32 protein-coding genes are annotated in these 26,066 nt (G+C 42.0%); 29 read left to right on the forward strand and 3 right to left on the reverse strand.

From position 1 onward, the window contains the following. The first annotated feature begins 4 nt into the window (after positions 1-4). Positions 5-313 carry a hypothetical protein gene (locus N8N51_RS01930; protein WP_261103455.1) on the forward strand — a complete coding sequence of 103 codons (309 nt, stop codon included), beginning with the start codon at positions 5-7 and terminating at the stop codon, positions 311-313. A gap of 143 nt (positions 314-456) precedes the next feature. On the opposite strand, the gene N8N51_RS01935 is transcribed toward N8N51_RS01930, so the two are convergent. Next, on the reverse strand, positions 457-816 hold the full coding sequence (locus tag N8N51_RS01935) for a DUF3397 family protein (protein WP_004242853.1): 360 nt from the start codon (positions 814-816) through the stop codon (positions 457-459). A 91-nt stretch (positions 817-907) separates the two neighbouring features. Here N8N51_RS01935 and mnmL point away from each other — a divergent pair, with 91 nt between their 5' ends. Genes mnmL through N8N51_RS01960 form a run of 5 tightly spaced genes read left to right on the forward strand, consistent with a single transcriptional unit; the run spans position 908 to position 5,606 of the window. Beyond that, positions 908-1,846, forward strand: coding sequence for a tRNA modification radical SAM protein MnmL/YtqA (mnmL, locus tag N8N51_RS01940; protein WP_261047545.1), 939 nt, complete (start codon positions 908-910; stop codon positions 1,844-1,846). A 1-nt stretch (position 1,847) separates the two neighbouring features. Further along, on the forward strand, positions 1,848-2,405 hold the full coding sequence (gene mnmM, locus N8N51_RS01945; RefSeq protein WP_261103457.1) for a tRNA 5-(aminomethyl)-2-thiouridylate-methyltransferase MnmM: 558 nt from the start codon (positions 1,848-1,850) through the stop codon (positions 2,403-2,405). Then, on the forward strand, positions 2,398-2,652 hold the full coding sequence (locus tag N8N51_RS01950) for a hypothetical protein (RefSeq protein WP_261043273.1): 255 nt from the start codon (positions 2,398-2,400) through the stop codon (positions 2,650-2,652). The genes mnmM and N8N51_RS01950 overlap by 8 nt, the downstream gene beginning before the upstream one ends. A gap of 11 nt (positions 2,653-2,663) precedes the next feature. After that, complete coding sequence (locus N8N51_RS01955) at positions 2,664-4,718, forward strand: cation:proton antiporter (RefSeq protein WP_261103458.1); 2,055 nt, start codon at positions 2,664-2,666, stop codon at positions 4,716-4,718. Positions 4,719-4,745: 27 nt separating this feature from the next. Beyond that, positions 4,746-5,606: a YihY/virulence factor BrkB family protein gene (locus N8N51_RS01960; protein ID WP_261103459.1), complete on the forward strand. Its 861-nt coding sequence runs from the start codon at positions 4,746-4,748 to the stop codon at positions 5,604-5,606. Between the two features lie 79 nt (positions 5,607-5,685). On the opposite strand, the gene queA is transcribed toward N8N51_RS01960, so the two are convergent. Continuing rightward, the gene (queA, locus tag N8N51_RS01965) at positions 5,686-6,714 is read right to left on the reverse strand and encodes a tRNA preQ1(34) S-adenosylmethionine ribosyltransferase-isomerase QueA (RefSeq protein WP_261014042.1); all 1,029 of its coding nucleotides are present in this window, start codon (positions 6,712-6,714) and stop codon (positions 5,686-5,688) included. Between the two features lie 150 nt (positions 6,715-6,864). Between queA and N8N51_RS01970 the strand changes: the two genes are divergently transcribed. From N8N51_RS01970 to N8N51_RS02070, 21 genes are all read left to right on the forward strand, one after another. After that, positions 6,865-7,572, forward strand: a complete 708-nt coding sequence (locus tag N8N51_RS01970) for a glucosamine-6-phosphate deaminase (RefSeq protein ID WP_261103460.1) — start codon at positions 6,865-6,867, stop codon at positions 7,570-7,572. A 151-nt stretch (positions 7,573-7,723) separates the two neighbouring features. Then, positions 7,724-7,900 (forward strand): 30S ribosomal protein S21, encoded by a 177-nt coding sequence (rpsU, locus tag N8N51_RS01975; protein ID WP_000048054.1) that lies wholly within the window; start codon positions 7,724-7,726, stop codon positions 7,898-7,900. 129 nt (positions 7,901-8,029) lie between these two features. Next, the gene (hprK, locus tag N8N51_RS01980) at positions 8,030-8,968 is read left to right on the forward strand and encodes an HPr(Ser) kinase/phosphatase (protein WP_162927913.1); all 939 of its coding nucleotides are present in this window, start codon (positions 8,030-8,032) and stop codon (positions 8,966-8,968) included. Beyond that, a complete protein-coding gene (gene lgt, locus N8N51_RS01985) occupies positions 8,961-9,749 on the forward strand; it encodes a prolipoprotein diacylglyceryl transferase (RefSeq protein ID WP_261103462.1) in 789 nt (262 codons plus the stop codon). The genes hprK and lgt overlap by 8 nt, the downstream gene beginning before the upstream one ends. Further along, positions 9,750-10,133 (forward strand): DUF948 domain-containing protein, encoded by a 384-nt coding sequence (locus tag N8N51_RS01990; protein ID WP_049521484.1) that lies wholly within the window; start codon positions 9,750-9,752, stop codon positions 10,131-10,133. It abuts the gene before it with no gap. A gap of 15 nt (positions 10,134-10,148) precedes the next feature. Beyond that, positions 10,149-10,538: a YtxH domain-containing protein gene (locus N8N51_RS01995; RefSeq protein ID WP_000517381.1), complete on the forward strand. Its 390-nt coding sequence runs from the start codon at positions 10,149-10,151 to the stop codon at positions 10,536-10,538. Between the two features lie 83 nt (positions 10,539-10,621). Then, positions 10,622-11,752, forward strand: coding sequence for a radical SAM family heme chaperone HemW (gene hemW, locus N8N51_RS02000; RefSeq protein WP_261103464.1), 1,131 nt, complete (start codon positions 10,622-10,624; stop codon positions 11,750-11,752). Positions 11,753-11,756: 4 nt separating this feature from the next. Further along, positions 11,757-12,494, forward strand: a complete 738-nt coding sequence (locus N8N51_RS02005) for an acyl-[acyl-carrier-protein] thioesterase (protein WP_261103465.1) — start codon at positions 11,757-11,759, stop codon at positions 12,492-12,494. 8 nt (positions 12,495-12,502) lie between these two features. Continuing rightward, entirely contained in the window at positions 12,503-13,276 is a 774-nt protein-coding gene (locus tag N8N51_RS02010; protein WP_045611263.1) for a TIGR01457 family HAD-type hydrolase, read from the forward strand. Beyond that, a complete protein-coding gene (locus N8N51_RS02015) occupies positions 13,266-13,883 on the forward strand; it encodes a TIGR01906 family membrane protein (RefSeq protein WP_261103466.1) in 618 nt (205 codons plus the stop codon). Before N8N51_RS02010 ends, N8N51_RS02015 begins: the two co-directional genes overlap by 11 nt. A gap of 211 nt (positions 13,884-14,094) precedes the next feature. Further along, a complete protein-coding gene (locus N8N51_RS02020; protein ID WP_000631254.1) occupies positions 14,095-14,496 on the forward strand; it encodes a Spx/MgsR family RNA polymerase-binding regulatory protein in 402 nt (133 codons plus the stop codon). After that, complete coding sequence (locus tag N8N51_RS02025) at positions 14,496-14,774, forward strand: UPF0223 family protein (RefSeq protein WP_001041974.1); 279 nt, start codon at positions 14,496-14,498, stop codon at positions 14,772-14,774. Before N8N51_RS02020 ends, N8N51_RS02025 begins: the two co-directional genes overlap by 1 nt. Next, positions 14,764-15,537: an inositol monophosphatase family protein gene (locus tag N8N51_RS02030; protein ID WP_084862465.1), complete on the forward strand. Its 774-nt coding sequence runs from the start codon at positions 14,764-14,766 to the stop codon at positions 15,535-15,537. Before N8N51_RS02025 ends, N8N51_RS02030 begins: the two co-directional genes overlap by 11 nt. Next, entirely contained in the window at positions 15,538-16,842 is a 1,305-nt protein-coding gene (locus N8N51_RS02035; RefSeq protein WP_261103467.1) for an RsmF rRNA methyltransferase first C-terminal domain-containing protein, read from the forward strand. A 220-nt stretch (positions 16,843-17,062) separates the two neighbouring features. Beyond that, the gene (locus N8N51_RS02040) at positions 17,063-17,941 is read left to right on the forward strand and encodes a phosphate ABC transporter substrate-binding protein PstS family protein (RefSeq protein ID WP_261103468.1); all 879 of its coding nucleotides are present in this window, start codon (positions 17,063-17,065) and stop codon (positions 17,939-17,941) included. Further along, on the forward strand, positions 17,941-18,858 hold the full coding sequence (pstC, locus tag N8N51_RS02045) for a phosphate ABC transporter permease subunit PstC (RefSeq protein WP_001070903.1): 918 nt from the start codon (positions 17,941-17,943) through the stop codon (positions 18,856-18,858). The genes N8N51_RS02040 and pstC overlap by 1 nt, the downstream gene beginning before the upstream one ends. Continuing rightward, positions 18,848-19,732: a phosphate ABC transporter permease PstA gene (gene pstA / locus N8N51_RS02050; RefSeq protein ID WP_000543046.1), complete on the forward strand. Its 885-nt coding sequence runs from the start codon at positions 18,848-18,850 to the stop codon at positions 19,730-19,732. Before pstC ends, pstA begins: the two co-directional genes overlap by 11 nt. A 10-nt stretch (positions 19,733-19,742) precedes the next feature. After that, complete coding sequence (pstB, locus tag N8N51_RS02055) at positions 19,743-20,546, forward strand: phosphate ABC transporter ATP-binding protein PstB (protein ID WP_020900241.1); 804 nt, start codon at positions 19,743-19,745, stop codon at positions 20,544-20,546. A gap of 12 nt (positions 20,547-20,558) precedes the next feature. Then, positions 20,559-21,317 (forward strand): phosphate ABC transporter ATP-binding protein PstB, encoded by a 759-nt coding sequence (gene pstB / locus N8N51_RS02060; protein WP_049542866.1) that lies wholly within the window; start codon positions 20,559-20,561, stop codon positions 21,315-21,317. 11 nt (positions 21,318-21,328) lie between these two features. Next, positions 21,329-21,982 carry a phosphate signaling complex protein PhoU gene (gene phoU, locus N8N51_RS02065; RefSeq protein ID WP_000946458.1) on the forward strand — a complete coding sequence of 218 codons (654 nt, stop codon included), beginning with the start codon at positions 21,329-21,331 and terminating at the stop codon, positions 21,980-21,982. A gap of 157 nt (positions 21,983-22,139) precedes the next feature. Next, complete coding sequence (locus N8N51_RS02070; RefSeq protein WP_261103469.1) at positions 22,140-22,955, forward strand: ABC transporter substrate-binding protein; 816 nt, start codon at positions 22,140-22,142, stop codon at positions 22,953-22,955. 126 nt (positions 22,956-23,081) lie between these two features. Here the strand turns inward: N8N51_RS02070 and N8N51_RS02075 are convergent, their stop codons facing one another. Continuing rightward, positions 23,082-24,353, reverse strand: coding sequence for an aminotransferase-like domain-containing protein (locus N8N51_RS02075; protein WP_261103470.1), 1,272 nt, complete (start codon positions 24,351-24,353; stop codon positions 23,082-23,084). Between the two features lie 141 nt (positions 24,354-24,494). Here N8N51_RS02075 and budA point away from each other — a divergent pair, with 141 nt between their 5' ends. Both budA and N8N51_RS02085 read left to right on the forward strand, forming a co-directional pair. Further along, the gene (gene budA, locus N8N51_RS02080; RefSeq protein ID WP_261011842.1) at positions 24,495-25,226 is read left to right on the forward strand and encodes an acetolactate decarboxylase; all 732 of its coding nucleotides are present in this window, start codon (positions 24,495-24,497) and stop codon (positions 25,224-25,226) included. Between the two features lie 9 nt (positions 25,227-25,235). Further along, entirely contained in the window at positions 25,236-25,988 is a 753-nt protein-coding gene (locus N8N51_RS02085) for a YhfC family intramembrane metalloprotease (protein ID WP_261103471.1), read from the forward strand. The last annotated feature ends 78 nt before the right edge of the window (positions 25,989-26,066 follow it).

The following is a 26,066-nucleotide window of genomic DNA, read 5'->3' on the forward strand; positions in this document are numbered from 1 at the left end:
AGAAATGAAAAAGTTATTGGGGATTGTATTTTTAGTAGCAGCAGCGACAGTAGTGTATTTTGGTTCTGTTGGCTGGCCAAGTTTGGATGTCAACCTATGGTCCCTGATTCCGATAGGCTTGTTCCTCTTTTTCACTCTAGAGAATCTTTTGAAAAAAGACTACAAGGCTAGTCTGATGTGTTTGATTATTGCCTTTATCATCGCAAATGCGATTTTGGACCTTTTGCCAATTTCAAGTGGCTTGGTGATTGGAGCAGGCGTCCTAGCTTGTGTAGGTATTGGTTACCTCTTTTCTGATAAAGAAGGAAAATAATACTCTTCGAAAATCTCTTCAAACCACGTCAGCGTTTGTTTTTTGATTTTCATTGAGTATAAGAATTATAAAAAAAGATATAAAGAAAAAACACTTCAATCACTGTATTTCAGTTTGATTGAGGTGTTTTCGATTGAGTTTTTTTATTTCTGAGCCATCAATTCAACAATCATCTCGATATACATGACAAGGGTTAATAAGAATCCTGCACGCCAGAAGAATTTGATGAATTTAGGATAGTAAAAGCTGCGTTTTTTCAAAAGGAAGAAAAAAACGAGAATAATGGCTAGGAGTGAGAGGGCTAGCCCCAGTCTAGGGAGGAAATTATGGGTAAAGGTTTTAGCTGTAATCAAGTAATACTCAAATACTAAAACTGGAAAAGCCAAATCCGCAAAGTTTCGTCCTAGTTTTTTTAATCTAAAAAGTTTGGTTATGATAATGCAGACTACCAAGGTCAGTATCAATAATAAAATAGATGCTAATTTCATTAAAATCATACCCATATTGTATCATAAAAAATCGCTAAAGGAAACGAGAAACAGAGGAATTTAAAGGAAAGTCAGGCTTTTGAGATTGTGGATGTTTTTTGTTATAATGAAAGTTATGAAATCTTATAACACCTTGAATGATTATTATCGAAAACTCTTTGGAGAAAAGACCTTTAAAGTCCCTATTGACGCAGGATTTGACTGTCCCAATCGTGATGGGACTGTGGCTCATGGAGGCTGTACTTTTTGTACGGTTTCAGGTTCTGGAGATGCTATCGTAGCACCGGATGCGCCTATCCGAGAGCAATTTTATAAGGAAATTGACTTTATGCACCGCAAGTGGCCAGATGTTCAGAAGTATCTGGTTTATTTTCAAAATTTTACCAACACCCATGAAAAGGTGGAAGTCATTCGAGAACGCTATGAGCAGGCTATCAACGAGCCAGGTGTAGTAGGAATCAATATCGGAACACGGCCAGACTGTTTACCAGACGAAACTATCGAATATTTGGCTGAATTATCGGAGCGCATGCATGTGACGGTAGAGTTGGGCTTGCAGACCACTTATGAAACAACCTCTGATTTGATTAACCGTGCCCATTCTTATGAATTGTACGTGGAGACGGTCAAGCGTTTGAGGAAATATCCCAAGATTGAGATTGTTTCCCATTTGATTAACGGACTTCCTGGTGAAACCCATGAGATGATGATTGAAAATGTCCGCCGCTGTGTTACGGATAACGATATTCAAGGAATTAAACTGCATTTGCTTCACCTGATGACCAATACACGTATGCAGCGGGATTACCATGAGGGACGTTTGCAATTGATGAGCCAGGACGAATATGTTAAGGTTATCTGTGACCAATTGGAAATCATTCCCAAGCATATCGTCATTCATCGAATCACAGGAGATGCACCTAGAGATATGCTGATTGGTCCTATGTGGAGCCTCAATAAATGGGAAGTCCTCAACAGCATTGAGATGGAGATGCGACGTCGTGGAAGCGTTCAGGGATGCAAGGCTGTAAAACAGGAGTTTTGATATGAAAAGACCACTTGAGATGGCACATGATTTTTTGTCTGAGGTAGTGACAAAAGAGGATATCGTAGTGGATGCGACCATGGGAAATGGTCATGATACCCTTTTTCTAGCCAAGCTAGCCAAGAAAGTCTATGCCTTTGATATTCAGGAACAAGCCTTGGAAAAGACTCAGGAGCGTTTGAACCAGGCTGGAATGACAAATGCCCAATTAATCTTGCAAGGTCATGAGACACTGGACCAGTTTGTGACAGAAGCCAAGGCAGGAATTTTCAATCTGGGCTATCTGCCGTCAGCTGATAAGTCTGTTATCACCCGACCCCAGACAACGATTGAAGCATTAGAAAAGCTGTGTGGTTTACTTGTCAAAGGTGGACGAATCGCCATCATGATTTACTATGGTCATGAAGGAGGCGACCTCGAGAAAGATGCTGTCTTGGAGTTTGTTAGCCAGTTGAACCAACAAGAGTACACAGTTGCCATTTACCGAACTTTAAACCAAGTCAACAACCCGCCGTTTTTAGTGATGATTGAAAAATTAGAGAGATATAGACATGGATAAACAATACCTACGTGAAAAGCTGGATGCCATGCGCCAGAAATTTGTTGAGTCAACCCACCACGAACGAGCGGTGGGTGTGTTAGACCAAGCACACATGAGCAAAAAAATGCTTAAAATCAAGAAAAAATTAGTTGCTCTTGAAATGGAACGGTGCCAGAGAAAAATTGAGCACAAGGATTGTTCCAAGATTGACCAAAAAATCAAAGAGCAGAAGGAGATATTTGAATCCTGTTGTAAAAAAGATTAAGGAGGACGTGCGTGGAATTACTGATTTACTTAATACTATTTTTACTGGTTTTGATTGTCTCAAGTACAACCAATAAACTCCTGCCCTTTTTGCCTCTCCCTTTGGTGCAAATTCTGTTGGGAATTGTGATTGGTCTCTTTTTACCCAATACCGACTTTCACCTCAATACGGAGTTGTTTTTGGCCCTGGTTATCGGGCCCTTGCTTTTCCGAGAGTCTGAGGAAGCGGATATTACAGCTATTTTAAAACACTGGCGAATCATTGTCTATCTCATATTTCCAGTGATTTTTATCTCTACCTTGAGTTTGGGTGGCTTGGCCCATCTTCTTTGGCTCAGCCTTCCCTTGGCGGCTTGTTTGGCTGTTGGGGCGGCCCTTGGCCCTACGGACTTGGTTGCTTTTGCCTCTCTTTCGGAGCGTTTTAGCTTTCCTAAGCGCGTGTCCAATATCCTTAAGGGTGAAGGACTCTTGAATGATGCTTCTGGTTTGGTGGCCTTTCAGGTAGCTTTGACAGCTTGGACAACTGGAGCCTTTTCCCTTGGGCAAGCGAGTAGTTCGCTCATCTTTTCAATCCTAGGCGGTTTTTTGATTGGTTTTTTAACAGCCATGACCAACCGTTTCCTCCATAGCTTCTTGCTAAGTGTGAGAGCAACGGATATTGCTAGTGAGCTTTTATTAGAATTGAGTTTGCCTCTGGTGACCTTCTTTCTAGCAGAAGAAGTACACGTTTCAGGGATTATTGCCGTTGTAGTTGCTGGGATTTTAAAGGCAAGTCGCTTCAAGAAAATCACGCTCCTCGAAGCCCAAGTGGATACGGTGACCGAGACGGTCTGGCATACAGTGAACTTTATGCTGAACGGTTCTGTCTTTGTGATTTTAGGGATGGAGTTGGAAATGATAGCAGAACCTATCTTGACCAATCCAATCTACAATCCCCTGCTCTTGCTGGGATCTCTTGTCGCCCTTACCTTTGTCCTCTTTGCTATTCGTTTTGTCATGATTTATGGCTATTATGCCTACAGAACACGACGCCTCAAGAAAAAGCTAAATAAGTATATAAAGGACATGCTTCTCTTGACCTTCTCAGGTGTCAAGGGAACCGTGTCGATTGCTACGATTCTTTTGATACCAAGTGATTTAGAACAGAAGTATCCTCTCTTGCTTTTTCTTGTCGCAGGTGTGACGCTGGTAAGCTTTTTAACCGGTCTCTTGGTCTTGCCTCATCTTTCTGATGAACAGGAAGAAAGCAAGGACTATCTCATGCATATCGCCATTTTGAATGAAGTAACGCTAGAGTTGGAAAAAGAGTTGGAAGACACTAAAAATAAACTTCCCCTTTATGCGGCTATTGACAATTATCATGGACGAATAGAGAACCTTATCCTGAATCAAGAAAACAAGGGGGCTCAAGAAGACTGGGAGGCCTTGAAGCTTCTTATCCTCAGTATTGAAAGTGATGGTTTAGAACAAGCCTACGAAGAAGGCAAGATGAGTGAGCGTGCCTATCGAGTTTACCAACGTTATTTGAAAAACATGGAACAAAGTATCAATCGTAAGTTCGCGTCACGATTGACCTATTATTTCCTTGTTTCCTTGCGGATTTTACGTTTTCTCCTCCACGAAGTCTTTACTCTTGGCAAGACCTTCCGAAGTTGGAAAAATGAAGAATCACAGAAACTCAGAGCCCTTGACTATGACCAAATAGCAGAGCTCTATCTAGAAAATACAGAGATGATTATCGAAAGTTTGGAGAACCTAAAAGGGGTTTATAAGAGTTCTTTGATCAGCTTCATGCAGGATTCTCGTCTTCGTGAAACAGCTATTATCACCAGTGGTGCCTTTGTCGAACGGGTTATCAATCGTGTTAAGCCCAACAATATCGATGAAATGCTGAGAGGCTATTACTTGGAGCGCAAGTTGATTTTCGAATACGAAGAAAAACGATTGATTACGACCAAGTATGCCAAGAAGTTACGACAAAATGTCAATAACTTAGAGAACTATTCCTTGAAGGAAGCTGCCAATACCCTCCCTTATGATATGATGGAATTGGTAAGAAGAAATTAATCAAGATTATAAGTGAAGGAGTGTGACATGAAGAAGTGGTGGAAAGAGCTGACAGACAAGCCTTTAGTAAAAGCTTTTTTGCATTATTATCAAGCATCAGATAGTGAGTTGACCAGTGTCGCAGTAGCCTACTATTGGTTGATTTCGATTTTCCCCCTGCTCTTGGTGGTGGTCAATATCCTCCCTTATTTTCAGATTCCAGTTTCTAATTTTTTAAAAGTCGTCAATGAATTCTTGCCCGATACCATGTATGATGTGGTTGCAAAGATTATTACAGAAGTACTGACCCAACCGTCAACGGGTTTATTGAGTTTTGCGGTTTTGTCAGCCCTCTGGACCTTTTCAAAATCCATGAACTTTCTACAGAAAGCCTTTAATAAAGCTTACGGAGTAGCAAAAGATCGTGGGATGATTTCTCATCAACTCATGAGTTTATTTGTCAGTTTTGGTCTGCAGATTCTCTTTGCCTTAGCTCTTTTTCTGAGTGTCTTTGGTCGCATGCTTCTCAACCTTATCAAAAGTTACTGGAAATCGGATAGTCCTCTCTTTGATTATCTGCAAGACCTGACAGGCCCCTTGGTCTATGCTTTGATTTTTGCAATCTTGGTCATGCTTTATTATTTCCTGCCTAATGTTAAGGAACGACGAATTCGACATGTATTGCCAGGTAGTGCCTTTGTCTTATTGACTCTGGCCTTACTGCTCAATATCTTTTCAGTCTATATTAACAATTATGTCAATCACCTAGTGGACGTGCGTTTTTTCAGTTCCGTCGTCGTGGTGGTCATGATGTTCTGGTTTATTCTCATCGCTAAGATTTTAATTGTCGGTGCGGTTATCAATGCCAGTGTTCAGAGTTTGAAAGATAAGAGCTTGAAAATAAATTAACTCATTTTTTATCCATTACAAAACGCATACTATCAGGCTTTATAAAACCTTGATAATATGCGCTTTTTGATTGTGAAAATTAGTAGATAAACATGGCATCGCCAAAACTAAAGAAGCGGTAGTGTTCTTGGATGGCATGGTGGTAAGCGTCTAAGACTAATTCACGGCCTGCAAAGGCAGAAACCAACATGACCAGAGTTGATTTTGGCAGGTGGAAGTTGGTTGAAAAGGCATCTACAACCTTCCATTCATAGCCGGGTTTGATAAAGATATTGGTCCAGCCAGAATCTGCTTGGATTTGCCCATCAAACTTGGAACCAATAGTCTCCAAGGTGCGGATAGAAGTGGTTCCGACAGCGATGACACGGCCTCCATTTTCCTTGACAGAGCGAAGGGTGGCAGCAGCTTCCTCAGAAAGCTGGTAGAATTCTGAGTGCATTTCATGTTCGTCCAGATTGTCAACTGAAACGGGTCTAAAGGTACCGAGTCCGACATGGAGAGTCAGATAGACTAGATGAACACCCTTAGCTTGGATTTCTGCCAGCAGTTCTTTGGTGAAGTGCAGTCCAGCAGTCGGTGCAGCAGCAGAGCCACTTTCCTTGGCGTAGACGGTTTGATAACGTTCACGGTCATCCAGTTTTTCGTGGATATAAGGTGGCAGAGGCATTTCACCCAGGCTTTCCAAGACTTCTAGGAAAATTCCTTGGTATTCAAAGCGAACAATACGGCCCCCGTGGGTCAATTCTTCCGTCACGACAGCGCTGAGACGACCATCACCAAAGTTAACACGAGTGCCAACCTTGAGGCGTTTAGCAGGTTTAGCCAGAACTTCCCACTCATCTCCAGCAGTATTTTTTAGCAGGAGAAGTTCCACATGGCCTCCTGTCTCCTCTTTTTGACCATAGAGGCGAGCAGGGAGAACGCGGGTGTCGTTCATGACAAGGGCATCACCAGGTTCCAGCATGTCAATAATAGAGTGGAAGTGTTTATCCTGCATTTCTCCCGTCTCACGGTTGACGATGAGGAGTTTAGAGGCATCTCGTTTTTCAAGGGGTGTTTGGGCAATCAATTCCTCAGGTAAGTGGAAATCAAAATCAGCTGTATTCATATATCTGTTCATTCTTTCTAAGTTCTAATCTTATCCATTATAACATGTTTCAAGTGTGGACGCTCTTTTTTTAGAAATTAAATCGTTTTCACTTGACAAAAATTGGTCTATACCATATAATAAATATAGATAGAAATGGAGGATGAAAAGATGAAAGTTATTAAAGTTGAAAACCAAGTTGAAGGTGGAAAAGTTGCTTTTGAGATTTTGAAGGAAAAATTGGCTAATGGTGCTCAAACATTGGGACTTGCGACAGGAAGCAGCCCGCTTGAATTTTACAAAGAAATCGTTGAAAGTGACCTTGATTTTTCAAATCTAACTAGTGTCAACCTTGATGAGTATGTAGGCCTTAATGGCGACAATCCTCAGTCTTATCGTCACTTCATGCAAGAAAACTTGTTCAACCAAAAACCATTTAAAGAAAGTTTCTTGCCTCGTGGGGTTAAGGATCATGCTGAAGCTGAAGTTGAACGCTACAACCAAATTTTGGCTGATCATCCAGTTGACCTCCAAATCTTGGGAATCGGTCGCAATGGACATATCGGATTTAATGAACCTGGTACTCCATTTGACAGTCAAACTCACCTTGTAGAACTTGACAAGTCTACTATCGAAGCAAACGCACGTTTCTTTGACAAGATTGAAGACGTTCCAACCCAAGCCATTTCAATGGGGATTAAAAACATCTTGGATGCCAAGTCAATCCTTCTCTTTGCTTACGGTGAGTCGAAAGCAGAAGCCATTGCTGGAACAGTGTCTGGACCAGTGACTGAGAGCCTACCAGCAAGTAGCCTACAAAACCACCCAGATGTGACCATTATTGCAGATGCTGAAGCGCTCAGCTTGCTTGAAAAATAAAAAACGAACCCCTTCAGTTTCTTCTATCTGAGTGCTTTAAACTCTTGTATAAATGGAAGAAAAAATAAAAATTAAACCGCATTTTTTCTTGACAATTATTCCTTTTACGTGTAAAATAGAATAGATCTTGAACTTGAAGGGAGTGAAAAAAATGTCTAAAACAGTAGTACGTAAGAATGAATCTCTTGACGACGCACTTCGTCGTTTCAAACGTGCGGTTACTAAAGCTGGTACTCTTCAAGAAACACGCAAACGTGAATTCTATGAAAAACCTTCTGTAAAACGTAAACGTAAATCAGAAGCAGCTCGTAAACGTAAAAAATTCTAATTAGAAATGAAAGGCTAGAGAAATCTAGTCTTTTTCTTTTAAATAAATACTACAAAGCCTGCAAAAATCTCAAATATCCTCCTACAATTTGATATAATAGAGAGAAGAACTCATTTGAAGGAGGAAATGATGTCGGTTTTAGTAAAAGAAGTGATTGAAAAGCTTAGACTAGACATTGTCTATGGCGAACCAGAATTACTTGAAAAGGAAATTAATACCGCGGACATTACGCGACCTGGTCTTGAAATGACAGGCTATTTTGACTATTACACTCCAGAGCGAATCCAGCTCTTGGGAATGAAGGAGTGGTCCTACCTCGTTTCGATGTCCTCTCACAACCGTTACCAAGTCTTGAAAAAAATGTTTCTACCTGAGACACCTGCGGTCATTGTTGCCCGTGGTTTGGTTGTTCCAGAGGAAATGTTAAAAGCAGCTAGAGAATGTAAGATTGCCATTTTAACCAGTCGTACAGCAACTAGTCGTTTATCTGGAGAGTTATCTAGTTATCTGGATTCTCGTTTGGCAGAACGGACCAGTGTGCACGGTGTATTGATGGATATCTATGGTATGGGTGTCTTGATTCAGGGTGATAGTGGCATCGGTAAGAGTGAAACAGGTTTAGAGCTTGTCAAACGTGGTCACCGCTTGGTAGCAGATGACCGTGTCGATATCTTTGCCAAGGATGAGATTACTCTTTGGGGTGAACCAGCTGAAATCTTGAAACACTTGATTGAAATTCGTGGGGTTGGGATTATCGATGTTATGAGCCTCTACGGTGCGAGTGCGGTCAAGGATTCTTCACAAGTCCAGCTGGCTGTTTACTTGGAAAATTACGATACGCATAAGACTTTTGATCGTCTTGGAAACAATGCTGAAGAAATAGAAATTTCTGGCGTAGGCATTCCTCGTATCCGTATTCCAGTTAAAACAGGTCGGAATATCTCTGTCGTGATTGAGGCTGCTGCCATGAATTATCGTGCCAAGGAAATGGGCTTTGATGCGACGCGTTTGTTCGAAGAACGTTTGACCAATCTTATTGCTCAAAATGAGGAGGTGCCTCATGCTTGATCCAATTGCTATTCATCTAGGCCCTCTAGCCATTCGTTGGTATGCCTTGTGTATTGTGACAGGCTTGATTTTGGCGGTTTATTTGACCATGAAAGAAGCGCCTAGAAAGAAGATCATACCAGACGATATTTTAGATTTTATCTTAGTAGCCTTTCCTCTGGCTATTTTAGGAGCTCGTCTCTACTATGTTATTTTCCGTTTTGATTACTATAGTCAGAACTTAGGAGAAATTTTTGCCATTTGGAATGGTGGTTTGGCCATCTACGGTGGTTTGATTACTGGTGCCCTTGTCCTCTATATCTTTGCTGATCGCAAACTCATCAATACTTGGGATTTTCTAGATATTGCGGCGCCTAGCGTCATGATAGCCCAAAGTTTGGGTCGCTGGGGCAATTTCTTTAACCAAGAAGCTTATGGTGCAGCAGTGGATAATCTGGATTATCTACCTGGCTTTATCCGTGACCAGATGTATATTGAGGGGAGCTACCGTCAACCGACCTTCCTTTATGAGTCTCTATGGAATCTACTTGGATTTACTTTAATTTTGATATTCAGACGAAAATGGAAGAGTCTCAGACGAGGTCATATCACTGCCTTTTACTTGATTTGGTATGGTTTCGGTCGTATGGTCATCGAAGGCATGCGGACAGATAGCCTCATGTTCTTTGGTCTTCGAGTGTCTCAATGGCTATCAGTTGTCCTTATCGGTCTCGGTATTTTTATCATTCTATATCAAAATCGTAAGAAAGCCCCTTACTATATTTCAGAGGAGGAAAACTAAATGTTAGAAGTTGCATATATTCTTGTAGCCTTTGCTTTGATTGTATTTTTAGTGTATCTAATCATTACTGTACAAAAGCTTGGACGTGTTATCGATGAAACAGAGAAGACGATTAAAACCTTGACTTCAGATGTGGATGTGACCTTGCATCATACCAATGAATTGCTGGCTAAGGTCAATGTCTTGGCAGATGATATCAATGTCAAGGTGGCAACGATTGATCCACTCTTTAGTGCTGTTGCAGATTTATCTCTATCTGTTTCAGATCTCAATGACCATGCGCGTGTATTGAGTAAGAAAGCTTCATCAGCTGGTTCAAAAACACTTAAGACTGGTGCAAGTTTGTCAGCTCTTCGTCTTGCAAGTAAATTTTTCAAAAAATAAAAAAGGAGAATTCTTATGGGTAAACTATCCTCAATCCTTTTAGGAACCGTTTCAGGTGCAGCTCTTGCCTTGTTTTTAACAAGCGACAAGGGCAAACAAGTTTGCAGTCAGGCTCAAGATTTTCTAGATGATTTGAGAGAAGATCCTGAGTATGCCAAGGAGCAGGTCTGTGAAAAACTGACAGAAGTCAAGGAACAGGCTACAGATTTTGTTCTTAAAACCAAAGAACAGGTTGAGTCAGGTGAAATTACTGTGGACAGTGTACTTGCTCAAGCCAAATCATGTGCTCGTCAAGCGACAGAAGCATCAAAAGATCGATTCAATAATCTCAAGGAGCAATGGCAAGAAAAGGCTGAAACTCTTGATGAATCAGAAGAGATTGTTATTGACATAACAGAAGAATAAACCATCACCATCTCTGGACGGACTATGTATCTGGGGATGGTGATTTTTTTCTCGTAGCCTGTCTTTGTGGTATAATAATTACTATGCAGAAGAAACCAACGTCAGCCTATGTGCACATCCCATTTTGTACCCAGATTTGTTATTACTGTGACTTTTCAAAAGTTTTTATCAAGAATCAGCCGGTAGATAGTTATTTGGAGCATTTGCTGGAAGAGTTTCGTTCTTATGACATTCAAAAGTTACGAACCCTTTACATCGGTGGTGGGACGCCAACGGCTTTGTCAGCACCGCAATTAGAGGTGCTCTTAAATGGCTTGACTAAAAATCTAGATTTGTCAGTCTTGGAAGAGTTGACCATTGAGGCCAACCCAGGCGATTTGGATGCAGATAAGATAGCTGTTTTGAAAAACTCGGCTGTCAATCGTGTTTCGCTAGGTGTGCAAACTTTTGATAACAAAATGCTGAAAAAGATTGGGCGCAGTCATTTGGAGAAGGACATTTATGAAAATATCGACCGCCTGAAACTGGCTGGTTTTGACAATATCTCTATTGACTTGATTTATGCACTGCCTGGTCAGACTATGGAGCAAGTTAAGGACAATGTGGCTAAGGCTATTGGACTGGATATTCCTCATATGAGTTTGTATAGTTTGATTTTGGAAAATCATACGGTCTTTATGAACCGTATGCGACGAGGGAAATTGCCTCTGCCTAAGGAGGAACTTGAGGCTGAGATGTTTGAGTATATCATCGCAGAGCTGGAGCGAGCTGGTTTTGAACATTATGAGATTTCTAATTTCTCAAAGCCTGGTTTTGAAAGTCGCCACAATCTCATGTACTGGGACAATGCTGAATACTATGGCATCGGTGCTGGGGCCTCTGGTTATGTAAATGGAGTACGCTATAAAAATCATGGTCCGATTCGTCATTATCTTAATGCAGTTGAGGAAGGCAATGCTCGCATCACAGAAGAGCACCTGAGTCAAAAAGAGCAAATGGAAGAAGAAATGTTCTTGGGCCTCCGCAAGAAATCAGGGGTCTCTATGGCGCGATTTGAGGAAAAATTTGGCCGGTCTTTTGATGGACTATATGGCGAAATCGTCAGAGACTTGGTTCAAAAAGGTCTCATGCAAATAGAGGGTGACCGAGTTCGCATGACAAAGAGAGGTCTCTTTTTGGGAGACACCGTAGCAGAACGATTTATTTTGGAGTAGGATGATGGGCTTAACTTATCAAATGAAAATGAAAATTCCTTTTGATATGGCGGATATGAACGGTCATATCAAGCTTCCAGATGTGATTTTGCTGTCTCTGCAAGTTTCAGGGATGCAGTCGATTGAACTAGGAGTTAGTGATAAGGCCATTTTGGAGGACTATAATCTGGTCTGGATTATCACAGACTATGATATTGAGGTGGTTCGTTTGCCTCGTTTTGCGGAAGAAATTACCATCGAAACGGAAGCTTTGAGCTACAATCGGCTCTTTTGCTACCGTCGCTTTACTATTTATGATGAAGCAGGACAGGACCTTATCCACATGATGGCGACCTTTGTTCTCATGAACCGAGACAGTCGAAAAGTCCATGCTGTCGAACCTGAGATTGTGGCTCCTTACCAGTCTGATTTTGATAAAAAACTTATCCGTGGTCCAAAGTATGAGCCTTTGGAAGAGTCAGTCAGCAAGGATTACCATGTCCGTTTTTACGATTTGGATATGAATGGTCATGTCAATAACAGTAAATATCTGGACTGGATTTTTGAGGTCATGGGAGCGGACTTTTTGACCCAATATATTCCCAAGAAAATCAACCTCAAGTATGTCAAGGAAGTTCGACCAGGTGGGGTGATTACATCGGCTGTTGAACGGACTGGACTGGAAAGCAAACATGAGATTACAAGCGACGGTGCTACCAATGCACAAGCTATCATTACTTGGCAAGAAATGAAGGAGGATTAGAGAAAAATATGAAATATAAAGGCTATTTAATTGATTTAGACGGAACCATTTATAAGGGGAAGGATCGAATTCCAGCAGGGGAGGCTTTTGTTCATGAATTGCAAAAGCGGGACATTCCCTATCTCTTTGTAACCAACAATACAACCCGCACTCCAGAGAGTGTTCAGGAGATGTTGGCTCAGAATTTTAATATCGATACGCCCCTATCGACTGTCTACACAGCGACTTTGGCGACTATCGACTATATGAACGACTTGGGTCTTGAAAAGACCGTCTATGTTATCGGAGAAGCAGGGCTCAAGGAAGCCATCAAGGCGGCTGGTTATGTGGAAGACAAGGATAATCCTGCCTATGTGGTAGTAGGTCTGGACTGGCAAGTCGACTATGAAAAATTTGCGACAGCAACTCTGGCTATCCAAAAGGGTGCTCACTTTATCGGAACCAATCCTGACCTCAACATTCCTACAGAACGCGGTCTTTTGCCAGGTGCTGGTTCACTGATTACGCTGCTTGAAGTAGCAACACGAGTGAATCCTGTTTATATCGGGAAACCAAATGCCATCATTATGAACAAGGCAGTTGAGCACTTAGGTTTGCAACGTGAAGAGTTGATTATGGTTGGGGATAACTATTTAACAGATATCCGAGCAGGGATTGACAACGGTATTCCAACGCTCTTGGTGACAACAGGTTTTACCAAGGCAGAAGAATTGGCAGACCTGCCAATCGCACCGACTCATGTGGTTTCTAGCCTTGCGGAGTGGAACTTTGATGAAAACTAAACTGACCTTTTGGAGCTCTATGCTCTTTCTCCTCTCCCTCTCAATCCTTTTGACCATTTATTTGGCTTGGATTTTTTATCCGCTGGAAATTCAGTGGCTGAATTTGACCAATCGGGTCTATCTAAAACCAGAAACCATTCAATACAACTTTTATATTTTGATGAATTATCTGACCAATCCTTTTAGTCAGGTCTTGCAGATGCCTGATTTTCGTTCGTCAGCAGCTGGTCTGCACCACTTTGAGGTGGTCAAGAATCTCTTCCACTTGGTTCAGATAGTATCTCTAGTGACACTGCCAAGTTTCTATTTCTTTGTCAAAGGGATTGTGAAAAAAGGCTTTTTATCTCTATTTAGTAAAGGGCTTCTGGCTCTAGTGGTCTTGCCTTTGCTGATTGGCCTTGGAGGAGTGTTGATTGGTTTTGACCAATTCTTTACCCTTTTCCATCAAATTCTCTTTGTGGGAGATGATACTTGGCTTTTTGATCCAGCCAAGGATCCAGTGATTCTGATTTTACCAGAGACTTTCTTCCTTCATGCCTTCCTCCTCTTTTTTGCCCTCTATGAAAGCTTCTTTGGTTTTCTATACCTGAAAAGCCGTAGGAAGTGAAACGAAAGATATTCTTATTTTGCATAAATCAATTAGGTATGTGATTCGAAACTATTGTCAAGAATGAATTAATCAAATCTAAAAAGAGTTAATCGTTCGCAAACAGTCTATTTTTCTTGAAAAAATAGGCTTTTTTTCTAAAAATCTCTAGTCAAGCGCTTTATTTTTTTGTATAATAGAAGTAGCAAAGTATAGATAAGAAGAGAAAAGCATGATTACACTATTTCTATCACCGAGCTGTACTTCATGTCGTAAGGCAAAGGCCTGGTTAGAAAAACATAAGGTTCCCTTTGAGGAACACAATATTATGACCAGTCCTTTAACAAGAAAAGAATTGCAACACATCCTTTCCTTGACCGAAAATGGTACTGATGACATCATTTCAACTCGTTCAAAAATTTTTCAAAAATTAGATATTGATGTAGAAAGTATTTCGGTATCAGAATTGCTTCATTTGATTGAGCAGTATCCAAGTCTTTTGCGTCGTCCAATTATTATCGATGCCAAACGTATGCAGATCGGTTTTAATGAAGATGAGATTCGTGCTTTTCTCCCTCGTAGTTACCGTAAGCAAGAACTAAAAGAAGCAAGAATGAGAGCTGGTATTAGTTAATGAACAAACAGTATAGTTACCCACTAGATTTGTCGTGGAGCACTGAAGAACTTGCTTCAGTGCTTTCTTTTTTTAATGATGTTGAAGCTGCCTATGAAGGCAAGGTAGAGGCCAAAAAGTTACTGGACTCCTATAAGGGATTCAAGGCGGTTGTGCCAAGCAAGAGCGAAGAGAAACGTTTGGGACGAGAATTTGAAACAGTGAGTGGCTATTCGCTTTACCGAGCAGTTCAGGCGGCTAAGGAAAAAGGGGAAGGAAAGATTTCTCTTGGAAAGTAAATTTGAATTTGCCAAAGAGCTTGTCAAGAAGGCGGGTCAGTACATCCTTGACCATATGCAGGAAGACTTGCGTGTTGAGACCAAGTCCTCTCCAACAGATTTGGTAACCAGACTGGACAAGGAAGTTCAGGAATTCTTGGTTAGTGAGATTTTGTCTCGTTATCCTGAGGATAAGATTTGTGCTGAAGAGGGCTGTTTGCGAGCTTCAGTTCAAGAGGGCAAGGTTTGGGTCATTGATCCGATTGATGGGACCAATAATTTTGTAGCCCAGCAGGAAGATTTTGCTGTCATGATGGCTTATTTTGAAAATGGTCAAGGTCAGTTTGGTCTCATTTATGATGTGATCAAAGGGGATTGTTATCACGGTGGTGGTAAGTTTCCGGTTTGTCGAAACGATCAGCCCCTAGCTCCCTTTCAAGCAAAACCACTTGGAGATTTTCTCATTGCAGGGAATAGTGGTATGTTGGAAACCAATGAATGGGGCTTGGCTGATTTGGGACGAGCGGTCCTTGGTGTACGTGTCTATGGGAGTGCGGCCATTAGTTTTGCCAAGATTTTGTCAGGGCGTTTGTTGACCTATGTCACTTATCTCCAACCATGGGATTATGCTGCAGCTAGTATTTTAGGGGAAAGTCTGGGCTATCGGGTTGTGACTCTTTCTGGTGAAGCTCTTGATTTTCAAACCAGACAGCCAGTCATGATGGTGCCTCTTGAGATGCTGGAGGAAATTCAGTCCTATATTTACGAAAGGAAAAGAACTTAAATGCAATTTCCAGAAGGATTTGTTGAAAAATATGAAGAGATACTAGGAGATGAGGCAAGAGATTTTCTTGCCTCTTTTGAGGAGGAAGCGGTTTCGGCTTTTCGGGTCAATCCTTTAAAAGAAGCGCCAGTTTCTTTTTCTGACGCCATTCCTCAAACTCCTTGGGGACATTATGGGAAGGTTTCAGGGAAATCACCTGAGCATGCTACTGGTTTGGTTTATTCGCAAGAACCCGCTGCCCAGATGGTGGCTCAGGTCGCCCAACCCAGTCCTGGAATGAAGGTCTTGGACTTGGCCGCTGCACCTGGAGGTAAATCAACTCAGCTTGCAGCCTATCTAGCAGGGGAGGGTCTCCTTGTTTCCAATGAAATTTCAAGCAAACGGGCTAAGATTTTAGTAGAAAACATGGAGCGCTTTGGAGCGACAAATGTCGTGGTGACCAATGAATCTGCTGATCGCTTGGCTAAGGTCTTTAAAGGCTATTTTGATCTCATTGTCCTTGATGCCCCTTGTTCTGGTGAAGGGATGTTCCGTAAGCAGCCAGATGCTATGGACTATTGGAGTCTTGATTATCCGAGTCAATGTGCTAGTTTACAAAGAGAAATTTTAGCAGATGCGGTGACCATGTTAGCTGAGGGCGGTCGTCTGGTTTATTCGACTTGTACCTGGGCACCTGAGGAAAACGAAGAGATTGTCAATTGGTTGTTGGATAAGTATGATTTTGACTTGTTGCCAGTTGAACATATTAATGGAATGGTAGCTGGTATTGACTTGCCAGAAACGGCTCGGATGTATCCTCATCATTTTAAGGGAGAAGGGCAGTTTGTAGCCCATCTACAGTTTAAAGGTGAAAATCCAGTTCCTAAATTTAAGGCAAGCAAGAGCAATCTTAGCCGTGAACAAGTTGCCTTGTGGCAGGAATTTGCCCAAAAACACTTAAAAATCAATCTACCCGGTATCTTGCAGACGTTTGGTGACCAGCTTTATCTCTTGCCAGAACTCTTGCCAGATCTAGGGAAACTCAAGATTGCTCGCAATGGACTCCATCTGGGTACCTTTAAGAAGAAACGTTTTGAGCCCAGTTTCGCTCTTGGCCTAGCCTTGAAACCGAGTCAGGTCAAGCAGTCGGTTGAAATTGACCAAGAAGCGTTTGTGAAGTATGTGGCTGGAGAAACCGTTCAGTTGGCGGAAAGTCTGCCAAATGGTTGGTACCAAGTTTTGGTTCAGGGCAACGGTTTGGGCTTTGCTAAGGTGACTGGAAATGTTTTGAAAAATTATTTTCCAAAAGGCCTCAGATTCAAGTGAAAATGCTAGTCAAAGTAGCTTGTCTATGTTATAGTGGAAGTATGGATTTTTTTCAAATTGTCTTTCATTTTAAGTCAAAATTGGTGGAAACGGTAACTGAGCAAATTTCTAGTAAAACCAAGCTAGCAACTTCAGTTGCCTCCTAATTTTCAAAAGAAAAACATAAATAAATAATTGAAAAAATTCACAGCATTCACCATTATTTTCAAGGAGAAAAACAGTGAAAAAAAGGAAAAAACTCGCTCTATCCCTTGCAGCTCTTTTGCTAGCAGGTTCTTTGGCGGGATGTGCTAGCTGGATTGATCGTGGAGAATCCATGACAGCTGTTGGCTCAACGGCTCTTCAGCCCTTGGTCGAGGCAGCAGCAGATGAATTTGGCTCTCTGCATGTTGGAAAAACAGTCAACGTCCAAGGTGGAGGATCTGGTACAGGTCTGTCTCAGGTTCAATCTGGAGCCGTTGATGTAGGAAATTCAGACGTATTTGCCGAGGAAAAAGACGGTATCAACGCCTCAGCCCTAGTGGACCACAAGGTTGCGGTAGCGGGCTTGGCGGTGATTGTGAACAAGGAAGTTGATGTTGAAAATCTGACAACTGAACAACTCCGTAGCATCTTCACAGGCAAAGTAACCAACTGGAAAGAAGTCGGTGGGAAAGATCTAGCCATTTCTATTATCAACCGTGCAGCAAGTTCTGGTTCGCGTGCAACCTTTGATAGTGTTGTCATGGATGGCCAATCTGCCGTGCAGAGTCAAGAACAGGATTCAAATGGGATGGTCAAAAACATTGTTTCCCAGACACCAGGAGCCATTTCTTACCTAGCCTTTGCCTATGTGGATGACTCGGTGAAACGCATGAAATTGAACGGCTATGAGCCGATTGCAGAAAATGTAACAACCAATAACTGGCCTTTGTGGTCTTATGAACACATGTACACCTTAGGTCAACCGAATGAATTGGTGGCAGAATTTCTCAACTTTGTCCTCTCAGATGAAGCACAAAGCGGAATCGTTAAGGGAATGGGCTACATTTCTGTCAAGGAAATGAAGGTTGAAAAAGATGCTGTAGGAACAGTGACAGCACTAGAAGGGAGTCAATAATGAATCAAGAAGAATTAGCTAAAAAATTACTTTCTCCCTCAAAGAACTCTCGTTTAGAGAAATTAGGAAAAGGCTTGACCTTTGCCTGTCTGTCTTTGATTGTCATCATTGTGGCTATGATTTTGATTTTCGTAGCCCAAAAAGGCTTGTCAACCTTCTTTGTAAATGGGGTCAATATCTTTGATTTCCTTTTTGGACAAACTTGGAATCCTTCAGGTAAACAATTTGGTGCCCTTCCTATGATTTTGGGTTCCTTTATTGTCACAATCCTATCAGCCCTTATCGCAACTCCTTTTGCCATTGGTGCGGCAGTCTTTATGACCGAAGTCTCACCAAAAGGTGCTAGAATCTTGCAACCAGCCATTGAATTGCTAGTCGGAATTCCTTCAGTCGTGTATGGATTTATCGGTTTGCAGGTCGTGGTTCCCTTTGTCCGTAGTGTCTTTGGTGGAACTGGTTTTGGGATTTTGTCAGGGATTTTCGTTCTCTTTGTCATGATTTTACCGACGGTAACCTTTATGACAACGGATAGCTTGCGTGCGGTGCCTCGTCACTACCGCGAAGCTAGTTTGGCTATGGGAGCCACTCGTTGGCAAACCATCTGGCGCGTGACCTTAAAGGCTGCGCGTTCAGGGATTTTTACAGCAGTGGTCTTTGGGATGGCGCGTGCCTTTGGTGAGGCCTTGGCTATTCAGATGGTAGTCGGAAACTCAGCGGTAGTTCCAACTTCCTTAACAACACCAGCTGCGACCTTGACCTCTGTTTTGACCATGGGTATCGGAAATACCGTTATGGGAACAGTTGATAATAACGTACTTTGGTCACTGGCCTTAGTCTTACTTTTGATGAGTTTGGCTTTCAACAGTGTCATTAAATTGATTACGAAAGAAAGAGGAAAGAAAAACTATGCACGCTAAGAAATTAGATAAAATTGCAACAGCTGTCCTCTACTCGATTGCAGGAATTATCGTTGCCATCTTGGCATCCTTGATTCTTTATATCTTGGTTCGTGGTTTGCCCCACATCTCTTGGTCTTTCTTGACTGGCAAATCCTCTTCTTACCAAGCAGGTGGAGGGATTGGAATTCAGCTCTATAATTCCTTCTTCCTTTTGGTCATTACCTTGATTATTTCTGTTCCCTTGTCTATGGGGGCTGGGATTTTCCTAGCTGAATACGCCAAAAAAGGTCCTGTGACCAATTTTGTCAGAACCTGTATTGAAATCTTGTCATCACTGCCATCTGTGGTTGTAGGTCTCTTTGGTTACTTAATCTTTGTAGTTCAGTTTGAGTATGGATTTTCAATCATTTCAGGTGCCTTGGCCTTGACAGTCTTTAACTTACCTCAGATGACTCGTAATGTTGAAGACAGTTTGAAACATGTTCACCATACGCAACGTGAGGCTGGTCTGGCCCTTGGGATTTCTCGTTGGGAGACAGTTGTCCATGTTGTCATTCCAGAAGCCCTTCCAGGTATTGTCACTGGGGTCGTCTTGGCCTCTGGTCGTATCTTTGGTGAGGCGGCTGCTCTTATCTATACAGCAGGTCAATCCGCTCCAGCCCTAGACTGGTCTAACTGGAATATTCTCAGTGTGACTAGCCCAATCTCTATCTTCCGTCAAGCAGAAACCTTGGCTGTCCACATCTGGAAAGTCAATAGCGAAGGAACTATTCCTGATGGGACCATCGTATCAGCAGGTTCTGCTGCCGTGCTCCTCATCTTTATCCTCATCTTTAATTTTGGAGCCCGTAAACTCGGAAGCTACCTACATAAGAAATTAACCGCTGCCTAAAGGAGAAGCCATGTCAAAATATAATTGGGATGAAAAGCATATCATCACCTTTCCTGAAGAGAAAGTGGCCCTCTCTACTAAGGATTTACATGTTTACTACGGTAAAAAAGAATCCATCAAGGGCATCGATATGCAATTTGAAAAAAATAAAATCACAGCCTTAATTGGCCCATCTGGATCAGGGAAATCAACCTACCTTCGCAGTCTCAACCGTATGAATGATACTATTGATATTGCCAAGGTCACAGGTCAAATCCTCTATCAAGGAATTGACGTTAACCGTCCAGAAATCAATGTTTATGAGATGCGTAAGCACATCGGAATGGTCTTCCAACGACCAAATCCATTTGCCAAGTCTATCTATCGTAATATCACTTTTGCTCATGAACGTGCAGGGGTTAAGGACAAGCAAGTCTTAGATGAAATTGTGGAAACCTCTCTTCGTCAGGCTGCCCTTTGGGACCAGGTCAAAGACGATTTGCACAAGTCGGCCTTGACCCTATCAGGTGGTCAGCAGCAACGTCTCTGTATCGCTCGTGCTATCTCTGTTAAACCAGATATCCTTTTGATGGATGAACCGGCATCAGCCTTGGATCCGATTGCGACAGCCCAGCTGGAAGAAACCATGTTGGAATTGAAGAAGGACTTTACCATCATCATCGTGACCCACAGTATGCAGCAGGCTGCGCGTGCTAGTGACTACACAGGATTTTTCTACTTGGGTGACTTGATCGAGTACGATAAGACGTCTAATATTTTCCAAAATGCGAAACTACAGTCAACCAATGACTACGTAACAGGACACTTTGGATAGAAAGGAAACAGTATGACAGAAGCGATTTTACAGGTTTCAGACCTGTCCGTTTACTACAATCAAAAGAAGGCCTTGAATAGTGTTTCCCTATCTTTCCAACCTAAGGAAATTACAGCCTTAATCGGTCCATCTGGATCAGGGAAGTCAACCCTCCTCAAGGCTATCAACCGTATGGGGGATCTTAATCCAGAGGTGACTACAACTGGTTCGGTGGTTTACAACGGCCACAACATTTACAGTCCACGTACAGATACAGTTGAATTGCGGAAGGAAATTGGTATGGTTTTCCAACAACCAAACCCTTTCCCTATGTCTATCTACGAAAATGTTGTTTATGGGCTTCGTATCAATGGAGTTAAGGACAAGCAGGTTCTGGATGAAGCGGTAGAAAAAGCCTTGCAACGAGCTTCTATCTGGGATGAGGTCAAGGATCGCCTGCATGATTCAGCTATCGGGCTTTCAGGTGGACAACAGCAACGTGTCTGTGTTGCCCGTGTCTTGGCAACAAGTCCTAAAATCATTCTCTTGGATGAACCGACTTCAGCCTTGGACCCTATCTCGGCTGGTAAGATTGAGGAAACCTTGTATGGTCTAAAAGATAGATATACCATGCTCTTGGTTACGCGTTCCATGCAACAAGCTTCTCGTATTTCTGACAAGACAGGATTTTTCCTAGATGGAGATTTAATCGAGTTTAACGATACCAAGAAGATGTTCCTAAACCCACAACACAAGGAAACAGAAGATTATATTTCAGGAAAATTTGGATAAGGAGATAAATGATGTTACGTTCTCAATTTGAAGAAGATTTGGAGAAATTGCACAACCAGTTCTATGCTATGGGACAAGAAGTGCTATCCCAAATCAATCGGACAGTGCGTGCCTTTGTTACGCATGACCGTGATTTGGCCAAGGAAGTTATCGAAGATGATGCAGAAGTAAACGAATACGAAGTGAAATTGGAGAAGAAATCATTTGAAATGATTGCCCTTCAACAACCAGTTTCTCAAGATTTGCGTACTGTTCTAACAGTCCTAAAAGCCGTATCTGACTTGGAACGTATGGGTGACCATGCCGTTTCTATTGCCAAAGCGGCAATTCGTATGAAGGGGGAGCAACGTATCCCAGCTGTTGAAGAAGAAATCAAGAGAATGGGGCGCGATGTCAAGAACTTCGTTGAAGCAGCCCTTGAACTCTATCTCAATGGTTCAGTAGACCAGGCCTATGAAGTAGCAGCCATGGATGAAAAAATCAACCATTACTTTGATAGCATTCGTGATTTGGCTACAGAAGAAATCAAGAAAAATCCAGATGCCATCGTTACAGGTCGTGATTATTTCCAAGTGATTGCTTTCTTGGAACGTATTGGAGACTATGCTAAAAATATCTGTGAATGGGTTGTTTACTTTGAAACAGGTAAGATTGTCGAACTATAAAATAGATTTATTCTGTATAAAAAGGAGCTCGAAATCAACTGACAGCTCCTTTTCTTGAATGAAAAAAATATTTTTAAGATAAAAATTCAAAAAACACTTGACAAGCAACTTGGATAGCGTTATAATTATACAAAATTAACAGAGAGGTTGTTTATTTATGAAATCAAAAAAATGGATATTTGTTTTATGTAGCTTTCTTGCAAGTTTCTTCTTAGTGGCTTGCCAGTCGGATTCTAACGGTTCTCAGTCAGCTGTTGAGGCCATCAAGCAAAAGGGGAAATTAGTTGTGGCGACCAGTCCAGACTATGCACCCTTTGAATTCCAATCCTTGGTTGATGGAAAAAACCAGGTAGTCGGTGCGGACATTGATATGGCCCAAGCTATCGCTGATGAACTTGGGGTGAAGTTGGAAATTTCAAGCATGAGTTTTGACAATGTCTTGACCAGTCTTCAAACTGGTAAGGCTGACCTAGCGGTTGCAGGAATTAGCGCTACTGATGAGAGAAAAGAAGTCTTTGACTTTTCAATCCCTTACTATGAAAACAAGATTAGTTTCTTGGTTCGTAAGGCTGATGTAGAAAAATACAAGGATGTAACTAGCCTTGAAAGTGCTAATATTGCAGCCCAAAAAGGAACTGTTCCAGAATCAATGGTCAAGGAACAATTGCCAAAAGCGCAATTGACTTCCCTAACCAATATGGGTGAAGCAGTCAATGAATTGCAGGCTGGAAAAGTAGATGCTGTTCACATGGATGAGCCTGTTGCCCTTAGCTATGCTGCTAAAAATGCCGACCTAGCTGTCGCAACTGTCAGCTTGAAGATGAAGGACGGCGAAGCCAACGCAGTTGCCCTTAGAAAAAATAGTGCTGATTTGAAAGAAGTGGTGGACAAGGTCATCCAAAAACTCAAGGATGACGGTACCTACCAAAAATATCTTGAAAAAGCGGCAACCTTAACAGAAGTTGAAGAATAATACTCAATGAAAATCAAAGAGCAAACTAGGAAGCTAGCCGCAAGCTGTACTTGAGTACGGTAAGGCGACGCTGACGTGGTTTGAATTTGATTTTCGAAGAGTATAAGAAAAAAGCAGAGTTGGAAGTCAATCCAATTCTGCTTTTAAATAGTTTAAAACCTTTTCCAGATTGTCTAAGGACACCTTGGCAAATTGATAAGGGCAGGCATCCAAGTAAGCCTCTTCAAAGAAGTCTAAGCCCAGTTGGCTGTGTTTGAGACTAGCGATTTTAGAATACTGTCTCAGGTCTAGTAATAAACCATCGTGTAGGGGAAAATGAGGAAGGGGACAAGGAGTGTTAGCTAGTCTTTCCTCGATTTGTTTTTGGTAAGCTTCCTGATTGGATAAGCGAGCTAGCCGATTTTTCTCAAATAATTGACTGTCAATATAGAGTGACAGGGCCTTTTGCATAATGAGGTTGCTATCGTAGTCTAGGATATTTTTGTAGACCACAAATGCTTCCTTGATAGTATTTGGAAGGATGAGTGCTGTTATCCGCAGGGCTGGAAAGAGGCTGGTTGAGAAGGACTTGATATAAATGACGCGCTCCTCTGTATCTAGATAGTGGAAGGTCTGGCCCTTTTTAGAGTCCAAATCCCCCAGATAGTCGTCCTCTACGATATAGACTCCATACTTGGCAGCTAAGTCAAGAATAGCCCGTTTGTCCTGCTCTGAATAGGAATGCCCCAGAGGATAGTGAAAACGAGGAATGGTATAGAAAAATTTAATTTTACCTGTTTTGAAGTGGCCTTCCAGTTCTTCCAAGTCAATCCCATCAATGCCTCGTTCGATCGTTTGATAGTCCAGACCCTGAGCAATCAAGAGGCGATTCATTCGATGGTAGGTCGGCTGTTCCACCAAGATTTCCTTAGCTTGGCTAGGAAAGGAAATTTGAGAGAGGATAAAAAGGGCTTGTTGGGTTCCAGAAGTCAGTACAAGTTGATCAGCTTTGCAGTAGAGAGCTTGGTCAAAGAGGAGTTTATGAATTGATTGTCTTAAGTCTTCTAAACCTTCTTGGTTGTCATAGTAGTTAAAAAGGTAGTTTTCTCGGCCAATCAAGGTTTCATTGACACAGAGTCGGAAATCGTCATAGGCACTGGCGTGTTCATCGGGAACCTCGATTTCTAGATCCTGGTGTTGCCCTTGTTCTAGGACATAGTAGCCACTCTGGGGCTTGGCATAGAGGTATTGTTCGTGCCGTAATTCCAGTAGGGCGCGTTGAATAGTGTCCTTGCTACAGTGGAAGTCAAGGCTCAGTTGACGGATAGAAGGCAGGCGACTTCCCGTTGGAAAGCGTCCAGACTCGATACCATTTTTCAGATAGGAAATAACCTCTTGGTACTTGCTTTGTTTCTTCATTCCAGACCTCCCTTGATTTTGTTACATTGTACCCTTTTTTTTCCTTCTTGGCAATGTATAGAGTGTTTCTCTCGTTCACATATAAAGCTAAATGTGGTATACTTAGGAGTAACATTTATAGAATAACAGACAAGAAAGTGAATGGATAAGAACGTGCAGGAACCAGTGAAATTATTTCAATACAATACCCTAGGAGCCTTGATGGCCGGCCTCTATGGTGGTACTATGACAGTAGGAGAATTGCTAGAGCATGGTGACCTTGGTTTGGGAACCTTGGACTCTATTGATGGGGAATTGATTGTCTTGGATGGCAAGGCTTATCAGGCCAAAGGATCAGGAGACCAACCAGAGATTGTGGAAGTGTCACCAGATGCCCTTATTCCTTATGCAGCAGTAGTACCGCATCAGGCAGAGGTCATTTTCCGCCAGCGCTTTGAGATGACAGATAAGGAATTGGAAGAGCGAATCGAGTCTTATTATGATGGGGAAAATCTTTTCCGCTCTATCAAGATTCGTGGGGAATTTTCACATATGCATGTGCGCATGATTCCCAAGTCGACACCAGATACCAAGTTTGCTGATGTCGCAACCCATCAACCTGAATATAGTCGCGACAATGTGGCAGGGAACATCGTTGGTTTCTGGACGCCAGAGATTTTTCATGGGGTCAGTGTGGCAGGCTATCATCTACACTTTATATCAGATGACTTGACCTTCGGTGGGCATGTTATGGACTTTGTCATCAAGGAAGGCATTATCGAGGTGGGAGCTGTTGATCAGTTGGACCAACGTTTCCCAGTCCAAGATCGTCAATACTTGTTTGCTAAGTTCAATGTTGACGAGATGAAAAAAGATATTGAAAAGGCGGAATAGGAGAAGAAAATGACCATTCATATTATCATTACCATGGTGCTGTTGCTGGTTATCTTGCTAGGAAGCATTTGGTATGCCAAAAAGAAATACCAGATTAATCTAGCTGTCTTGGGCTTGGGAGCTGTTGCTTTCTTTGTCTCTTCACAGATTTTAGAAAAACTGGTGCATATCTTAGTTTTGCATCCTCAAAAAGACGGTAGTATTGCCCTCTTGCAGGATCATCCACTTCTCTATATCATCTATGGCCTAGTCATGGCAGCATTTTTTGAGGAAACTGCTCGTCTTATTTTCTTCAAATGGTTGGAGAAAAAGAGAAGTTTGGAAAAGGCAGATGCCTTGGCTTATGGATTGGGGCATGGTGGTTTGGAGTTGATTTTCCTAGGTCTTACTAGTTTGATTAATCTCTACATCGTTCTCTCAGCAGTTCAAACGCAAAATCCACAGGTTATGCAATTGCTGTCTGAAAATATGTTGAAAACTATTCAGTCGCTATCAGTCTGGCAGATTTATTTGCTTGGTTTTGAGCGAATCTTGGCCCTAGGTTTCCAATTACTCTTGACTGTTTGGGTTTATCAAGCTGTTCGCCAGAAGAAATGGATTTATCTCCTAGCGGCCTATGGACTACATGCCTTCTTTGACCTGGCACCATCTCTTGCCCAAGTTGGCTGGTTGACCAATCCAGTCTTGGTTGAAGTTGTCCTAGCACTTGAGCTCGTTCTGGTTGCCTATGGAACAAAGGCAATCTTTTGCAAAAAATCATAAAAAGAGGGGAAACCTCTTTTTTTGTTTAAAATAAGCCCAAGATTTTTTAGGGTCGTCAAATGGTCTTAAAAATGGTAT

The organism is Streptococcus mitis, from assembly GCF_946188685.1.
In the GTDB taxonomy this organism is placed as follows: Bacteria; Bacillota; Bacilli; order Lactobacillales; family Streptococcaceae; genus Streptococcus; species Streptococcus mitis_CC.

Bases quoted from the DNA above. Each gene is read 5' to 3' on its own strand.
- pstB (WP_020900241.1), top strand. From the start codon at position 19,743: ATGTCAAAATATAATTGGGATGAAAAGCATATCATCACCTTTCCTGAA.
- N8N51_RS02025 (WP_001041974.1), top strand. From the start codon at position 14,496: ATGAACAAACAGTATAGTTACCCACTAGATTTGTCGTGGAGCACTGAA.
- pstA (WP_000543046.1), top strand. From the start codon at position 18,848: ATGCACGCTAAGAAATTAGATAAAATTGCAACAGCTGTCCTCTACTCG.
- N8N51_RS01960 (WP_261103459.1), top strand. From the start codon at position 4,746: ATGAAGAAGTGGTGGAAAGAGCTGACAGACAAGCCTTTAGTAAAAGCT.
- phoU (WP_000946458.1), top strand. From the start codon at position 21,329: ATGTTACGTTCTCAATTTGAAGAAGATTTGGAGAAATTGCACAACCAG.
- N8N51_RS01970 (WP_261103460.1), top strand. From the start codon at position 6,865: ATGAAAGTTATTAAAGTTGAAAACCAAGTTGAAGGTGGAAAAGTTGCT.
- N8N51_RS01935 (WP_004242853.1), bottom strand. From the start codon at position 816: ATGGGTATGATTTTAATGAAATTAGCATCTATTTTATTATTGATACTG.
- N8N51_RS02010 (WP_045611263.1), top strand. From the start codon at position 12,503: ATGAAATATAAAGGCTATTTAATTGATTTAGACGGAACCATTTATAAG.
- N8N51_RS01950 (WP_261043273.1), top strand. From the start codon at position 2,398: ATGGATAAACAATACCTACGTGAAAAGCTGGATGCCATGCGCCAGAAA.
- queA (WP_261014042.1), bottom strand. From the start codon at position 6,714: ATGAATACAGCTGATTTTGATTTCCACTTACCTGAGGAATTGATTGCC.
- N8N51_RS02020 (WP_000631254.1), top strand. From the start codon at position 14,095: ATGATTACACTATTTCTATCACCGAGCTGTACTTCATGTCGTAAGGCA.
- N8N51_RS01995 (WP_000517381.1), top strand. From the start codon at position 10,149: ATGGGTAAACTATCCTCAATCCTTTTAGGAACCGTTTCAGGTGCAGCT.
- N8N51_RS01990 (WP_049521484.1), top strand. From the start codon at position 9,750: ATGTTAGAAGTTGCATATATTCTTGTAGCCTTTGCTTTGATTGTATTT.
- lgt (WP_261103462.1), top strand. From the start codon at position 8,961: ATGCTTGATCCAATTGCTATTCATCTAGGCCCTCTAGCCATTCGTTGG.
- rpsU (WP_000048054.1), top strand. From the start codon at position 7,724: ATGTCTAAAACAGTAGTACGTAAGAATGAATCTCTTGACGACGCACTT.
- budA (WP_261011842.1), top strand. From the start codon at position 24,495: ATGGATAAGAACGTGCAGGAACCAGTGAAATTATTTCAATACAATACC.
- hemW (WP_261103464.1), top strand. From the start codon at position 10,622: ATGCAGAAGAAACCAACGTCAGCCTATGTGCACATCCCATTTTGTACC.
- pstC (WP_001070903.1), top strand. From the start codon at position 17,941: ATGAATCAAGAAGAATTAGCTAAAAAATTACTTTCTCCCTCAAAGAAC.
- pstB (WP_049542866.1), top strand. From the start codon at position 20,559: ATGACAGAAGCGATTTTACAGGTTTCAGACCTGTCCGTTTACTACAAT.
- N8N51_RS02075 (WP_261103470.1), bottom strand. From the start codon at position 24,353: ATGAAGAAACAAAGCAAGTACCAAGAGGTTATTTCCTATCTGAAAAAT.
- N8N51_RS02085 (WP_261103471.1), top strand. From the start codon at position 25,236: ATGACCATTCATATTATCATTACCATGGTGCTGTTGCTGGTTATCTTG.
- N8N51_RS02005 (WP_261103465.1), top strand. From the start codon at position 11,757: ATGGGCTTAACTTATCAAATGAAAATGAAAATTCCTTTTGATATGGCG.
- N8N51_RS02035 (WP_261103467.1), top strand. From the start codon at position 15,538: ATGCAATTTCCAGAAGGATTTGTTGAAAAATATGAAGAGATACTAGGA.
- N8N51_RS02015 (WP_261103466.1), top strand. From the start codon at position 13,266: ATGAAAACTAAACTGACCTTTTGGAGCTCTATGCTCTTTCTCCTCTCC.
- hprK (WP_162927913.1), top strand. From the start codon at position 8,030: ATGTCGGTTTTAGTAAAAGAAGTGATTGAAAAGCTTAGACTAGACATT.
- mnmL (WP_261047545.1), top strand. From the start codon at position 908: ATGAAAGTTATGAAATCTTATAACACCTTGAATGATTATTATCGAAAA.
- N8N51_RS01930 (WP_261103455.1), top strand. From the start codon at position 5: ATGAAAAAGTTATTGGGGATTGTATTTTTAGTAGCAGCAGCGACAGTA.
- mnmM (WP_261103457.1), top strand. From the start codon at position 1,848: ATGAAAAGACCACTTGAGATGGCACATGATTTTTTGTCTGAGGTAGTG.
- N8N51_RS02070 (WP_261103469.1), top strand. From the start codon at position 22,140: ATGAAATCAAAAAAATGGATATTTGTTTTATGTAGCTTTCTTGCAAGT.